Origin of the sequence: Halobellus captivus, assembly GCF_003697845.1 — an archaeon.
Lineage (GTDB): Archaea > Halobacteriota > Halobacteria > Halobacteriales > Haloferacaceae > Halorubrum > Halorubrum glutamatedens.
In genome coordinates this window covers 21,186-34,830 of record NZ_RDQE01000004.1, presented here as the reverse complement: position 1 = coordinate 34,830, position 13,645 = coordinate 21,186, and the positions used below count along the sequence as shown (strand labels likewise).

At 66.5% G+C, this 13,645-nt stretch carries 12 protein-coding genes; 7 read left to right on the top strand and 5 right to left on the bottom strand.

The window, feature by feature from the left end; translation table 11 throughout:
* Positions 1 to 359: 359 nt before the first annotated feature.
* The 3 genes from EAO78_RS05555 to EAO78_RS05545 are packed head-to-tail and all read left to right on the top strand — an operon-like array spanning position 360 to position 4,596.
* Positions 360 to 1,568: a DUF1616 domain-containing protein gene (locus EAO78_RS05555; protein ID WP_122104864.1), complete on the top strand. Its 1,209-nt coding sequence runs from the start codon at positions 360 to 362 to the stop codon at positions 1,566 to 1,568.
* Positions 1,568 to 3,481, top strand: coding sequence for a hypothetical protein (locus tag EAO78_RS05550; RefSeq protein ID WP_122104863.1), 1,914 nt, complete (start codon positions 1,568 to 1,570; stop codon positions 3,479 to 3,481). The genes EAO78_RS05555 and EAO78_RS05550 overlap by 1 nt, the downstream gene beginning before the upstream one ends.
* Positions 3,478 to 4,596, top strand: a complete 1,119-nt coding sequence (locus EAO78_RS05545; protein WP_122104862.1) for a glycosyltransferase family 4 protein — start codon at positions 3,478 to 3,480, stop codon at positions 4,594 to 4,596. Before EAO78_RS05550 ends, EAO78_RS05545 begins: the two co-directional genes overlap by 4 nt.
* A gap of 2 nt (positions 4,597 to 4,598) precedes the next feature.
* On the opposite strand, the gene EAO78_RS05540 is transcribed toward EAO78_RS05545, so the two are convergent.
* Positions 4,599 to 4,820, bottom strand: coding sequence for a hypothetical protein (locus EAO78_RS05540; protein ID WP_122104861.1), 222 nt, complete (start codon positions 4,818 to 4,820; stop codon positions 4,599 to 4,601).
* Between the two features lie 201 nt (positions 4,821 to 5,021).
* Between EAO78_RS05540 and EAO78_RS05535 the strand changes: the two genes are divergently transcribed.
* Complete coding sequence (locus tag EAO78_RS05535; RefSeq protein ID WP_122104860.1) at positions 5,022 to 6,227, top strand: sulfatase; 1,206 nt, start codon at positions 5,022 to 5,024, stop codon at positions 6,225 to 6,227.
* A gap of 100 nt (positions 6,228 to 6,327) precedes the next feature.
* Here EAO78_RS05535 and EAO78_RS05530 read toward each other — a convergent pair whose 3' ends face one another.
* Together EAO78_RS05530 and EAO78_RS05525 are read right to left on the bottom strand one after the other, a co-directional pair.
* Positions 6,328 to 7,251, bottom strand: coding sequence for a glycosyltransferase family 2 protein (locus EAO78_RS05530; protein ID WP_122104859.1), 924 nt, complete (start codon positions 7,249 to 7,251; stop codon positions 6,328 to 6,330).
* Between the two features lie 66 nt (positions 7,252 to 7,317).
* Positions 7,318 to 8,055: a glycosyltransferase family 2 protein gene (locus EAO78_RS05525; RefSeq protein WP_122104858.1), complete on the bottom strand. Its 738-nt coding sequence runs from the start codon at positions 8,053 to 8,055 to the stop codon at positions 7,318 to 7,320.
* Positions 8,056 to 8,344: 289 nt separating this feature from the next.
* Here EAO78_RS05525 and EAO78_RS05520 point away from each other — a divergent pair, with 289 nt between their 5' ends.
* On the top strand, positions 8,345 to 9,472 hold the full coding sequence (locus EAO78_RS05520) for a hypothetical protein (RefSeq protein ID WP_122104857.1): 1,128 nt from the start codon (positions 8,345 to 8,347) through the stop codon (positions 9,470 to 9,472).
* A gap of 85 nt (positions 9,473 to 9,557) precedes the next feature.
* Here EAO78_RS05520 and EAO78_RS05515 read toward each other — a convergent pair whose 3' ends face one another.
* Entirely contained in the window at positions 9,558 to 10,178 is a 621-nt protein-coding gene (locus EAO78_RS05515) for a cohesin domain-containing protein (RefSeq protein WP_122104856.1), read from the bottom strand.
* On the bottom strand, positions 10,175 to 11,518 hold the full coding sequence (locus tag EAO78_RS05510; protein WP_162498050.1) for a metallophosphoesterase: 1,344 nt from the start codon (positions 11,516 to 11,518) through the stop codon (positions 10,175 to 10,177). The genes EAO78_RS05515 and EAO78_RS05510 overlap by 4 nt, the downstream gene beginning before the upstream one ends.
* 206 nt (positions 11,519 to 11,724) lie before the next feature.
* Here EAO78_RS05510 and EAO78_RS05505 point away from each other — a divergent pair, with 206 nt between their 5' ends.
* Positions 11,725 to 12,936 (top strand): Gfo/Idh/MocA family protein, encoded by a 1,212-nt coding sequence (locus EAO78_RS05505; protein WP_343032404.1) that lies wholly within the window; start codon positions 11,725 to 11,727, stop codon positions 12,934 to 12,936.
* Positions 12,937 to 13,074: 138 nt separating this feature from the next.
* Positions 13,075 to 13,641, top strand: coding sequence for an acyltransferase (locus EAO78_RS05500; RefSeq protein WP_122104854.1), 567 nt, complete (start codon positions 13,075 to 13,077; stop codon positions 13,639 to 13,641).
* The last annotated feature ends 4 nt before the right edge of the window (positions 13,642 to 13,645 follow it).

Sequence of the window (13,645 nt, the reverse complement as noted above, 5' to 3'; positions counted from 1 at the left end):
TCCATCGGTGGACGGATCGATGTCCGGACTGGAGACGACGGCGTCACGGAGGGGATGGTCGGTCGAGGGACTTGGCATAACGGACCCTATACCGGCAGGGTGTCTTTGTTAATCACACCCAACGGTATCCCGTAGCGAACGGCTTACTCAGGACACTCCCGTCCGAGTGACGGCCTCGGAGAACTACGGGTAGCTCGAGCCGGCCTCGGTGGACGGCTCCTCGAGGTTCGCCGACGAGGCGTTTCGCCCGCTCCACGGCGATAGTGGCCCCCCCGGCGGACGTGATCCGGGTTCGGTCCCCTGAACGAGATTAGCCGTGCAATAACAATGACCTGGCGACGTCGAGTTCGAGCAAAGTAATGACGGTCACTCGCTCCCGTTCGTATCCGAAACTGTTCTCCCTTCTCTGGCCGGTTCCCGCGGTTCTACTGGTCAGTATCGTCGTTCTGTGGCTCCCGTCGGGATCCACGCTTCGGCTGTTGTTGGCCGTCGTGGCGCTGTCGTTCCTTCCCGGGTACGCCCTCACGCTCGCGGTCTTTCCGGGGCGGCAGCCGGGGTGGAACGAAACGCCGACGCCGATGGCGTCGGAGCACCGGGAGTCGAACCTCTCCTCGCTCGGTCCGATCGAACGGATCGCGATGGGCGTCGGATTCAGCGTCTGCCTGGCGCCGCTGTACGGCTACGTCGTCGCGTTCGGGTCCGGCGGGTACGACACCGGAACGGCGGTCGTCCTCGTGTCGGTCACGACGCTCCTGTCGACGCTGCTCGCCGTCGGCCGGTTCGCGCTCTCGCCGACCGACCTCGCCGCCCCGGCACCGTTCGCTCGGTTGGCGAGGGACGTGGTCGATCGGAGCTCGGCACCGACGCGAGACGAGCAATTGCTGAACCTCGCCGTCGTCGCCGCGCTTCTCCTCGCCGCGGCGTACCTCTCGGTCTCGATAGCGCTGCCGCCGGAGAGTTCCGAATACACCACGGCTACCCTGCTGACCGAGAACGATGAGGGGGAGCTCGTCGCCGACGGATACCCCGATCGGCTCGGGGAGGACGAGTCGGCGGACCTCGTCCTTCGGCTCGAGAACCGCGAATCCCGCGAGGTCGAGTACCAGGTCTTCGTCCAACTCCAGCGCGTGGATACGGACGGAAGCGTCATCGAGGACACGAGGCTCGATCGGTTCGAACGGACCGTTTCCCCCGGCCAACCGTGGGACAGGGCCCATAGCGTCACCTCGACGATGTCCGGCGACCGAGTCCGACTCGCCTATCTCGTCTACCTCGACGACGCGCCCGCGGAACCGACGGTCGACAACGCCTACCGGAGCCTCACGCTGTGGGTCGGCTCGAGTGACACCTCTGAGGAAACGAACGCCGTGACTCCGTCGTCGAGCGTTCCGACTCCCGAGCAACGGTCCGATCCGGAACCGGCAGTCACGAACGGCGCGAGGGCGTCGATCGCCGGGGGCGTCGTGACGTCTCGCCCCTCGACCGCGATCCACGGCGAACCGTCGACGTCCGACGGCGTCCTCGGCGAACCGTCGACGTCCGGCGTCATCGACCGGAGGGCGGGCTGATGTCCCCGGGACTGTCGTCGACGTACGCGGCTCGAAACGTCGCGCCGGTCGGACTCCTGATCGGGGTCCTCGGCTTCCTGATCGCCGTTTCAGCCGCGAACTCCGCCCCGGCGACCGGCACCGAGATATCCATCTACGCCGCCACGCCGCCGCTCTTCTGGATCGGGATCGGCGTCGCACTGTCGGTGGGAGTCCTCACGCTGGCCTTCGCCGCTTCCTGGATCCAGTGGGCCGGCAGTCTCGCGCTGAGTGGCCTGTCCGTGCTCGCGATCGTCGCGCTCCCGCTCGTGCGCGGATACTTCTTCTACGGACTCAGCGACTCGCTCCGTCACCTGGGGGCGGCACGAAGGCTGGTCGCGGACGACTTGGCCTTCTCCGAGATCGTGTATCCCGGGTCCTACGCGTACAGCGGGTTTCTGGCCGTGCTCTCGGGGATCCCCCTGGAGCGGGCGATGCTGTTCGTCGTGTTCTCGATGATGGTCCTCTTCGTCGTGTTCGGTACCCTCTGCGTTCGGACGATAGTACCGGATCGACGCGCAGTCGCGGTGGCGGCGGTCTCGATTCTCCTGTTCTTGCCGCTGAACCAGATAAGCCTCCATCCGCATTTCCACACGTTCTCGTTGACGACGTTCTTCGCGCCGGTCCTGTTGTACGTGGTGATCAAACACCTCACCGCCGAGACGGCGGACTCGACGCTCCCCGGACGGCTGTCGTCGACCGACCTCGGCTTCGGCGTCGGGGCGATCGCGGTCGTCCTCTATCACCCGCTGGCGGCGACCGACCTCCTCATCGTCTTGGGAGCGATAGTGGCGACCCAGTGGGTCGGACGGCGGATGTTTCCGGAGATGCTGCTCGCTCGGTCGCCTCCGCTTTACGGACAGTTCCTGTTCCTGGTGGTCGCCTTCGCCGTGTGGAACGGACAGCAGGACGCCGCGGTTCGTCACTCCTCGAACATCGTCGAGGCGTTGAACGGATGGATCACCGGTGCCGCACAGGCTGGAGAGGACATCACGCAACGGACGGAGTCGGCCGAGTCCGTGGGGCTCAGCGTCACCGAGATATTCGTCAAACTGTTCCTGGTGAAGGTGTTCTACGTTCTCGTTGCCGCGGCGGTCGTGTTGGCGAACCTCCGGTCGACGTACTTCGAGGACGGGAGCAGCACGGTCACCACGGCGTTTTCGGTGTCGGGGATCGCGCTCGGCGCCTTCGCGCTCGTCACCTTCATCGGCCCCATCAACGAGTACTTCTTCCGACACATAGGGTTCGGAATGATACTCGTCGGGACCCTCGCACCGATCGGGCTGACGAAGGGTATCGAGGGCGTTGAACGCCTCTCCCCGGGATTGGAGGTCTCCCTCAAGGTGGTCGGCATCGTCGCGCTGGTGATCGGTGTAACGCTCTCGATGCTCGTGATCTTTCCGTCGCCGTACATCGCACAACCGACCCAACACGTCTCCGAACAGCAGTACGAGGGACACGTGACTGCGATCGAGTACCGTGCGGAGGGTGCAGCGCTGTCGTCCGGTCGCGGCGGTCCCCGTCGGTACGCGAAAGCGATGGGCGTCTACCTCGATCCGCGTCTCTCCTGGAAGACGCCACCGGAGGCGCTCCCCGGGGAGTTGCGTCGCTTCCGAGGTAACGACTTCCCGACGGCGGACTTCTACTACTACATCCAGACCGAACACGCGGAACGGAAGGAACTGGTCGCGTTTCGCGGCGTTCGCTACGACGCGGCGGACTTCAGGGACGTCGACCGGACGACCGGCGTGAGCCGCGTCATGAGCAACGGGGAGGTCGACGTCCACTACGTCGAGTACGCCGACGGCCCGACGTTCACCCCGGCGCAACTCGAGCCGGCGGAACCGGTCCGTTCGGCCGGTTCGGAAGTCGATCGTGGAGGGGTGACGGCATGAGCTCGACGGGTACCGAGGCCGGCGTCGAGGTACTCGTCGTCGGTCCGTCGCGCCCCGGCGGCGGCGGCGTGAACCGGTACATCGACGAACAGCGTCGACACCTCCCGGACCACGTTCGGACACGCGTCTACAGCGTGGCCGTGCCGGCGGGGAGCGGGACCGCTCGGTTCGGTCTCGCCGTGCTCGTCGCGCTCCGGCAGATGTTTCTGTTTCCGTTCCGTCGTCCGCCCGACGTCGTCCACGTTCACACCTCCCACTGGCACTCCTTTTACCAGTCGTCGTGGTACGTGTTCTTCGCGGCGTTCGTGTGGCGTCGTCCGGTCGTCCTCCACGTCCACGGGTCGTCCTTCGACGAGTTCCTCGAGACCGATTCGCGGATCGTCCGAGCGCTACAGAACGCGGTCTTCGACGCGAGCGACGTCGTCGTGGCGCTTTCGGACGGCTGGGCCGAACTGATCGGCCGGCGGGTGGACCCGCGGAAGGTGACCGTGCTCCACAACGCCGTCGACGTCTCCGAGTACGAGTCGTCGTTCTCGACGTCGCCCATACGGCTGTCGTTCGTGTCGAACCACGTCGAGCGCAAGGGGATCGAAGAGCTCGTCTCGGCGATCGATCGGCTCGCCGAGAACGGCCCGGTCGAGGCCGTCATCGCCGGAAAGGGTCCGGAGTCGCATCTCGCCGCCGACCTCGCCGACGCACGGCCCGGCGTGGAGTATGTCGGCTTCGTCTCGGAGGAGCGGAAACGCGGGATCCTCGCCGAGTCGTCGGTGTACGTCCTCCCGACGTACGCCGAGGGTGTACCGATCGCGATCCTGGAGGCGATGGCCGCCGGCAACGCGATCGTCTCGACCGCCGTGGGCGGGATCCCGAGCGTCGTCGACGACCGAAACGGCGTGCTCGTCGAGCCCGGGGACGCGGACGCGCTCACGGACGCGATCCGAACGCTCCTCGAGGACCCCGATAGCGTGGAGTCGATGGCGAGAGAGAGCAGACGACGGGTCGAACGGTCACACTCGTGGGACGGCGTGACCGAGGAACTGGTTGCCCTGTACTACTCGTTCGCCGGCTCGCCGCCCTCGGACGCCGAGCCGTCGGTGAATCGCTCCGAGACGTGAACTCACGCGTCCAGATAGCCGAGCGAGCGAAGCCGCGCCTGGACGTCGTCGTCGTCCACGTCGTCGTACGAGCCGTCGTCCGCGTCGGCGGCCAACACCTCCTCGAGGACGAACTGGACGTACCCGTCGACCGATTCGAACGTCGTCCCGGCGATCCGCCGCTCGGTGCGCTCGTGGAGGTGCTCCGGGATCCTGACGGTCCGCGCTTCGGTTTCGGTGTTCATCGTGAGACTTCCCGAGAAGACCTACCGTGCGTGACCGACTTCAGTAACTCGTCGCTAACGAACGGTTCCGTGCCGGACTCCCCTCGCGGACGGTCGCCCATCCTTACGAGTGGTGGCGAAACCCTCAGAACGAGCCTCCGATCCTGCCGTTCGAGGTAGGACGCGTATAACAAGGTTCGGACGACGGTAGTGACGGGTAAGATGGGAGATCCACGGAACGTCGTGCTCGTCACGATCGACAGCCTTCGCGCCGATCGATGCGGCCACCTCGGACACGACGGCGGCCTCACGCCGACGATCGACGAACTCGCGGAGGACGGACTCCGTTTCCACAACGCCATCGCCCCGGACGGCTCGACGCGCGGCTCGTCGACCACGTTCATGACGGGCGACTATCCGTTCGACCGTCCGGGCGTCGACCGCCGGGAGACGATCCGGAGACAGCTCCGCGCTCGCGACACGATCGCCGAGCGGTTCGGGCGGATGGGATACGAGACGGGAGCGTTTACGGCGAACCCGTGGACGTCCCGGTCGTTCGGCTTCGACAAGGGGTTCGATCACTTCGAGGACTTCATGGACGACACCACGTCGAACCGGTTCGACGTCGACGGGAACGGGGACGGTGGCGCCGTTCGAGGGACCGCGATCAGGCTTCTCGACTGGTGGGAGGGACAGGAGATGTTCATGTCGTGGGAGTCCTTTTACGACGACATCGAGCGGTGGATACGGTCGGCCGAGGAGCCGTACTTCCTCTGGGTGTTCCTCGTCGACGTCCACATGCCGTACATCCCGCCGAAGGAGTACCTCCGGTTCTGGCCGCTGACGTACGCGGCGAACGCGTGGCTCTTCGGCGGCGCGAACGACCGAACGAGCCCGCTGTTCCGGAAGCAGCTCCTCTCGGCGTACGACAGGACCGTCGAGTACACCGACGACTTCGTCGCGACCCTCCTCGACGACGTGGGTGACGACACCGCCGTCTGCGTCCACGCCGACCACGGGGAGTTGTTCGGGGAGGACGGTCGATACGGGCACGGATACCTCCACGAGTCGGTGATCAACGTTCCGCTCGTCGTCGGGAACGTTCCCGCCGAACGCGTCGACCGCCCCGTTTCCCTCGAGGCGATACCGGAGCTCCTCACCGGCCTCGCCGTCGGGGACCGACCGACGGTCGAGCGGCCGTACGTGACCACTCGGAACAACGCCGGGATGCGGATCGCGAGAGGATCGAACTGGCGGTATCAACGGACCACCGGGGGCGAATCGGTCTCGATCCGGGAGAACGGGCAGTGGCACCGCCGGGAGGAACACCCCTTGTACGAGATCGGGCGCTCGATCGTCCGGCGGCGCGACGCGACGGACGCGGAGCGGGAACGGGTCGCCACGGCGGTTCGAGACCTCGAAGTGTGACGCGGTCGCGCCGTTCGTGGAGGGATCGTCGCGTCTCGTGGAAGAGTCGCCGCGTCTCGTGGAGGGATCGACGACGTGCCACGTTCGCGACGTTTCTCGCCTACCGTACCGAACGGTTCACACGCTTTGCGAGCCCGTGCGTCACCGGGCCGCCGATCGCCGCCGCCATCGTCATCCACGCCAGTCCGTACGTCGGTCGGTAGCGGACCGCCACGAGCGTGTGACGGACCGCGTCGCGGTACCGTCCGCTTCCCATGGCGGAACCCGCCAGCGACCGCAGGAGGGTGGCACGAAACGCGTCCTCGCATCCGTATTCGCGCGCGAGGTCGAGGTGCTCGTTCAACAGCAACGGGTAGGAGACGTCACGTTTCGTCTCGTAGTCGCCGCTGATCTGTTCGTGGCCCATCCGTCTCACGACGAGCGGCTCGGGCACGGCCGCGAACTCGCAGTGGAGCGACAGCCGGAAGTACCACTCCCGGTCCTGCCAGCTCGGAAGGCGGACGTCGAGGTCCCCAGCCGCATCGATAACGCTCGCGTCCACCAGCATACACGAGAAGGGATTGAGGGACGCGCCGCGGAGCATCGCCTCGGTGACGTTCCCGCTCGTGGTCGGCGTGCGAACGTTCGTCGTCCTCCCGTCGTCGACGTAGCGCTGTCCGGTGTAGACGGCACGGACGTTCGGTCCCGACGAGGTCATCGTCGCGACCTGGCGTTCGAGCTTGGACTCCAGCCAGACGTCGTCGTCGTCGATGAACGCGACGTATCGTCCGCGTGCGGCGTCGATACCCGTGTTTCGGGCGGCGGCCGCACCGCGGTTCTCCCCGTGCCGAACGAGCGTGACGTCGATACCGTCGGTGTCGATGTCCTCCAGGAGCGGCGCCACCGGCTCCGGGGAGCAGTCGTCGACGACCACCAACTCGACCGCCGGGTACGTCTGTGTCGCAACGCTCTCGACCGCGTCCTCGAAGTACGCCGGCCGGCCGTACGTCGGGAGGACGACGCTGACCGTGTGTTCGTCAGCCATCGGTCGAATCAACGACGATACGATACTTCGTTAGCGACGGAGTACCCCGCCGGTGTCCGAACCGTCTCATCTCCGTCGCATGCCGACCACGCGGCCCGCGAACTGCATCAGGTTCGATCCCGCCCTGACCACGGCGTGTTTCGGCGAGAACCCCACGTAGTTCATCGGATTCGCCACTATCTGGAGCGTCCGGAAGTACTGCTGTGACCGCGGCACACCCTCCTTCTCCCAGAGATACGGGGTCTGCAGCTCCAGTTTGTACTGTTTACGCCAGTAGTCTCGAACCGAGTCGGCGTACGGGTGGACCACGGTCAGCTCGGGGTCGTAGTATATCGGATGCCGGGTGAGCATCCGGTCGGCGAGCTCCTTCTCCTCGTGTCCCCACGTGATGTTCTCGTCCCACATCCCGACCTCCTCGAACACCTCCCTCCGACAGGCCGCGTTACAGCCCCAGAAACGAGTGACGTAGCGAGGTTCGGGCCCCTGGTCGTAGTGGGTGGTGAACCGTTTGATGACGTCGTCGCGGGGATGGACGATCCTGCCGGTCACCACGGACTCGCAGTCCAGCAGGTCCGAGACCCGTTCGAGGTAGCCGTCGGTCGGCAGCGAGTCGTCGTCGAGGAAGACGAGCTTCTCCGCGCTCGCCCGCCGGATCCCGGCGTTTCGGGCCTTCGTCGCGGAGTCCTCGCGCTGAACGAGCACCTCGTAGTCGTCGTCGTCGAACGATCCCGATTCGAGCCGCGTGACTGACTCGATCTCGTCCCTCGGCTTGAGGGTGGGGACGATGACGCTAAGCTCGGGCATCGGTCACGTCGTGTCCGCGTCGGTTGCTGTGTCCCACGATAGGTGGCACACGGACGGAGAGGGCTTTAGTTATGAACTCCAAACGGTTCGAGGCTCCGTCATCCCACCTCGGAAGTCCCCTCTCGCGGGCGTCGAGAGGAACCCACCGATCGATAGGCGTCCGATATGCTATATATAACAATGCGAGGGACGGCCGACGAGTTCCGTGTATGGTTTCTCTCGTCACATCCCCCCTAGGACATCGGTCGACGTATCGAGTTCTGACTCACTCGCCTGACGATACGGCCAGATGAAACGCCGACACTACGACTTCTTCGGAGCGGTACTGCTTGAGGTGCGCGGCGACGGCGGGCGCTCGACCGGGCAGTTCTACACGATGTTCGACCACTTCGAGGTCGACGACCCGGACCGCGAGCCGGACGTAGTGATCGAACGGACGACCGAGGACGTCGAATCGGAGACAGTCCTCGGCGATCCCGGGGAGCACTACGGGTGGACGGGCGACCGGTTCGTCGTCCGGAACGGGTCGAAGTACATGGCCGTCGATCCGGGATGGGAACACGTCTACGTCTCGCCCGACTGGGAGCCGTTCTTCGCCACCTATCCCGTCGAGTTCCGGATCAGGGAGGCGCTCGTGAAGGACGGCTACGCGCTCGTTCACGGATCCGGCGTCGAGTTGAACGGCGAGACGACCGTGTTCCCCGCCTGGCGCGGTGGGGGAAAGACGAACACGCTCCTCTCGCTGTTGCACGAGGGATCCGGCTACCTCTCCGACGACCGACTCTGGGTCGGGGCGGACGGGACCGCCCTCGGATATCCGTTGTCGGTGAACCTCCAGCCGTACAACCTCCGGTCGTTCCCCGAACTCGACGTCCGACACGACGACGTTCGGGACCGCATCCGAGACGAGGTGAGCCAGTTCATCGAACTGAACGTGGACTCGAACGCCAGTCTCCTCCACACCGGGGTCGACTTCCTCAACCGGAAGTACCTGACCGGGAACGATCGGAGCTTCACGAAGGTCGGAGAGGTGTTCCCCCGCGCCGACCACGTCGCGGAGTCAACCGTGGACAACGTCGTGGTTCTCGGGGCGGCACCGAGAAGCGATCACGTGGCGATCGAGGAGGCGTCGACGGACCGGATCGTCGACGCGGTCAACGCGATCAGCTACTACGAGTGGAACGAGCTCCTCGAGGAGTACTTCCGTGCGTACGACGCGCTGTGTCCCGGTCCGTCCTTCACCGAACGGCTGGAGGAGGTGATCGCAGCCGAGGAGGCGGTCTTCCGGGAGCTGTTCGCGGACGTCGACACCTACCGCGCGGCGATCCCGCGGAGCTCCGAGTGGCACGCCGACGGGATCGATCGGGAGGTCGTCGACGGCATCGAGTCGCTCTCCGACGCGACCGACGGGACGTGAGCGACGAGACGAGGCCGGACGCCGAGACGACGTGTCCGTCAAGAGACGTATCCTCTCCCCTCCCGATGCCAACCGCGGTCGAGCCCTATTCCCGTCTCCAGTACAGGTACCCGTAGAGCGTCACGCCCGCGGCGAGGGCGGTCGTCACCCCGAACCCCGGCGCGACCGCTTCGGTCGTCGGTGCTTCCGACACCGCGGTGACCGTGAGGCCGTCGAACCGACGTATCCCCCGCTCCCGAGCCACGTCGTCGGAGAGTTTCGTCTCGGGCTTCACGAACGAGAGGGACGTCCAGTTCCCGCCGCTCCCGACTATCTCGACGGTCAGCGTCGCGAGCTGCGGGTCGACGACGGTCGACGAACGGTACTGGTTGAACGCGACCCGGCCGTTCTCCTCGTCGACGTTCACCACCGGATCGTCGAAGTCGTCCGTCCCCGACACCGAGACGACCTCCACGACCTCGGGATCGAAGGCGAGCGAGGCCTGGTAGGCGGACACGTTCGTCGCGTTCGCGGCGACCGTCAGGTCGAACCTGTCGCCGTCGGTGCCCTCGAGCGAGGTTCCGCCGTCGGCACCCGTGATCGAGATCGACGCGTCGGCGGCGGCGACGACGCCGGCGCTCGAGGCGATCGCGCCGACGAGGAGCGCGACCGTGACGGCGGCCGTCACCGCCGACCGCCGTCCCGCTGACCCGACGGGCCGGGTCATCTCGACCCCCGCTCGTTCGCGATCTCCACCACGTCCGTGATGTCGATCTCTCCGTCACGATCGGCGTCCGCAGCTTCCCGGTCGATCTCGACGTCCCCGTCGGCGAGGTGCCGTTGGACGAGTTCGACGTCGTCGTCGTCCACGTCGCCGTCGTCGTCGACGTCTCCGGGCGACCGGGACGGCAGGGACGTCGAGAACCGGTCCTCGAAGTCGAGGTCGAAGGAGAAGTGGCTGTCGTCGTCGGCCTCGTACTCTTCCAGGTGAGGCGAGTACGTATGTACCTGAACGCGATCGGGAGCGTCCTCGCCGCCGTCGGGCACGAACGTGAGAAGTCGCAGCCGGCCGAACCCGGTCCCGTATCTGTCCTGATAGTTGGCGAGCATCTCGTGGACGGGCAGTCCGTCCCGATTCTCGGACGTCTGGTGGTACTCGCCGTCGTTCTCGTGATAGTGACCGCCGAGCACCATGAACACCTGGGCGTTCGGCTCGACGAGCTTCCGCCAGACCGCCTCACCGTGGTTCCCGTCGCCGTCCGCCTCCTGGACGTAGCGTGTTCGTCCGGGGTTCAGTTCGCCCACTTCCTCTTCGTCTCCCCTCGTGTCCCGCTCGGCGTCGCCGTCCGTGAGGTACGAGTGTGTCGTGAGCAGGGTCGGACGCTCGGGATGCCGGTTGAGGACGCTCTGTGCCCACTGGAGCGTCACGTCGCGGGGTTCCCACTCCAGTGCGAGGTGGAGGAAGTCGTACCCGCCCGCGGAGAACAGTTGGTACGAATTCGCCTCCTCGTCGCCCGGCCCGGTCCCGCCGAACCACTCGTAGTCGGCGAACCGCGACGCGCCGAAGTACGCCGTGTACTTGTCCAGACCGGACCGTCGGACCCCGGTCTCGGCGTAGTCGTGGTTCCCGGGAAGCGTGCTGTAGGGGACCACCCCGTCCAGCGCCGACAGCGCGACGTCCATCCACACCCACTGCGTCGGTTCGTTGCCCTCGTTGACGATATCGCCCTCGTGTGTGACGAAGACGACGTTCTCCGCGTCCGCGTTCTCGACGATCCAGTCGATCTGGTCGAGCACGAAGCGATACCACCGATCGTTTACCACGAAGTACTGCGTGTCCGGGAGCGCGACGACCGTCCACTGCTCTGCGGCGTCCGCCTCCGTGTCGGACGCGTCCGTCGCCGCTCCCGACGCGTCCGACTCCCCGCCCGCCACACCCGCGAGGAGCGGGACTCCGGCGGCGGTCCCGCCGATCCGGACGAACGACCGGCGCGAGACGCTCGACGCGTCCGCGGAAGTCCCGTCACGCTCGGAACCGTCGGGCCCGCCGGCCACCTGGACTCGCACGCTCCGATCGGGGTTGAAAACCATTGAGACGTACCCTTGCGGTGAGGACGCTTGGCGATCACAAAGGTATGGCCGGGTTTACCGGTGTATCGCGGAGTTAACCGACGAATATCCCCCCGAACCGATCGACCGAAACCGGCACCGGGATCGGACCGACGCGATTAACGGACGCATAGTGATGCCCGTGTCGCCGGCACGGTTCGGTAATGGCACTGCGAGCCGCGATCATCGGAACCGGAGCTGACCCGGACGAACGCGACCGGACCGGCTACGCGATGGCGTACCGTCACGCGCCGGGGTATCGGCGACTCGACGGCGTCGAGCTGGTCGCCTGCGCCGACATCGTCCGGGAGAACGCCGAGGCGTTCGCGCAGACGTTCGACATCCCGTCGAGACACGTCTACGAGGACTACGAGGAGATGCTGGCGGGGGCGGAACCCGACGTCGTGAGCGTCTGTGTCCCCCCGGCGATCCACGCCGACATCGTCGTCGACTGCGCCGAGAGCGGGGTCCCCATCGCGGTCCACTGCGAGAAGCCGATGGCGACGACGTGGGGCGACTGCCGACGGATGGTCGAGGCCTGTGAACGGGCGGACGTCCAGCTCACGATCAACCACCAGCGGCGCTTCGGAGCGCCGTTCACGCGGGCGAAGTCCCTCCTCGACGACGGGACCGTGGGAGAGCTACGGCGGATCGAGTTCGGCGAGGTGAACCTCTACGACGCCGGTACTCACCAGTTCGACCTGTCCGGCTACTTCGCCGACTGGTCGCCCGTGGAGTGGGTACTGGCGGGTGCCGACTTCAGCGAGGAGAACGAGTGGTTCGGCACGCGAAACGAGAGCCAGGGCCTCGCGCAGTGGCGCACCGAGAGCGGCGTCAACGGCCTGGCCACCACCGGCGAGCAGCCGGGAACCGGGAGCGACTTCACCGGGTGTTACATGCGGCTTCGGGGCGCGGACGGCGCGATCGAGATCGGCGTGGAGGACGGGCCGCCGCTCAGGTATCGAACCGACGGCGGGGGATGGACGACCGTGGACGTCAGCGAGAACGTCCACGGACCGACTCCGGGCAAGCTCCGGCTCGGGCTGGCGAAACTCGCGGAACGCGCACCGGTCGGCGACGGAAACGCCCTCACGCTCACGTCGTTCGTCGAACGGGCCATCGAGGAGGTCGTCGACGCGCTACGGGAGGACCGGGATCCCGTCATCAGCGGCGAGCGGTCGCTGTACGCCGCCGAACTGCCGTTCGCCTCGTGGGAGTCGGTCCGGAGGCGCGCTCGTGTGGACCTGCCGCTGGAGATCGATGACAACCCGCTCTCGGCGCTCGTCGAGGACGAGGAGTCGGCGTCGACGGGGGAAACCGGGGACGTCGAGGCGAACGAAACCGAAGACATCGGGACCGAACCGCCCACGGAGTGACGAACGGGACGGCGGTTCGAGCCGTCGTCCGGTTAGGTCGCTACTACGCGGGTTTTTCCGGGGCATAACGAAACGTCGCTGGTCGGTACCAGTCGACGAAATGGACAGTCAACCAGCAGCCGACGCGGAGGAGCGTCCATGACCGTGTCGGGCGACGCGGAGATCGCCGCGGACGTGACGCTCGGAAACGGCGACGGAGCCGATCCGGTCATCGGCGACGACGCGACGGTTCGATCCGGGACGATACTATACCACGACGTCGTGATCGGTGACCGGTTTCGGACGGGTCACGACGTCCTCGTTCGTGAGGAGACGGAGATCGGTGACGACGTGCTCGTCGGAACCAAGACGGTCATCGACGGCCACACGGCCGTCGGCTCCGGCGTCAGCCTCCAGAGCCGCGTGTACGTTCCCTCCCACACGACGATCGGCGACGACGTCTTCGTCGGTCCCGGCGCGGTGTTGACGAACGACCCGACCCCGGTCCGAACGGAGTCGGAGCTGAACGGACCGACCGTGGAGGACCACGTCTCGATCGGGGCGAACGCGACCGTCCTTCCCGACGTGACGATCGGTCGCGGCGCGTTCGTCGCGGCCGGGGCCGTCGTCACGAGGGACGTCCCGCCGGAGACGCTGGCCGTCGGCTGCCCGGCGAGCATCGAGCCCCTCCCCGAGGAACTGACCGGCGGAAACCGGATCCGGTGATCCG

Bases quoted from the DNA above. Each gene is read 5' to 3' on its own strand.
- EAO78_RS05505 (WP_343032404.1), top strand. From the start codon at position 11,725: ATGGCACTGCGAGCCGCGATCATCGGAACCGGAGCTGACCCGGACGAA.
- EAO78_RS05540 (WP_122104861.1), bottom strand. From the start codon at position 4,820: ATGAACACCGAAACCGAAGCGCGGACCGTCAGGATCCCGGAGCACCTC.
- EAO78_RS05545 (WP_122104862.1), top strand. From the start codon at position 3,478: ATGAGCTCGACGGGTACCGAGGCCGGCGTCGAGGTACTCGTCGTCGGT.
- EAO78_RS05515 (WP_122104856.1), bottom strand. From the start codon at position 10,178: ATGACCCGGCCCGTCGGGTCAGCGGGACGGCGGTCGGCGGTGACGGCC.
- EAO78_RS05520 (WP_122104857.1), top strand. From the start codon at position 8,345: ATGAAACGCCGACACTACGACTTCTTCGGAGCGGTACTGCTTGAGGTG.
- EAO78_RS05555 (WP_122104864.1), top strand. From the start codon at position 360: ATGACGGTCACTCGCTCCCGTTCGTATCCGAAACTGTTCTCCCTTCTC.
- EAO78_RS05550 (WP_122104863.1), top strand. From the start codon at position 1,568: ATGTCCCCGGGACTGTCGTCGACGTACGCGGCTCGAAACGTCGCGCCG.
- EAO78_RS05525 (WP_122104858.1), bottom strand. From the start codon at position 8,055: ATGCCCGAGCTTAGCGTCATCGTCCCCACCCTCAAGCCGAGGGACGAG.
- EAO78_RS05535 (WP_122104860.1), top strand. From the start codon at position 5,022: ATGGGAGATCCACGGAACGTCGTGCTCGTCACGATCGACAGCCTTCGC.
- EAO78_RS05530 (WP_122104859.1), bottom strand. From the start codon at position 7,251: ATGGCTGACGAACACACGGTCAGCGTCGTCCTCCCGACGTACGGCCGG.
- EAO78_RS05500 (WP_122104854.1), top strand. From the start codon at position 13,075: ATGACCGTGTCGGGCGACGCGGAGATCGCCGCGGACGTGACGCTCGGA.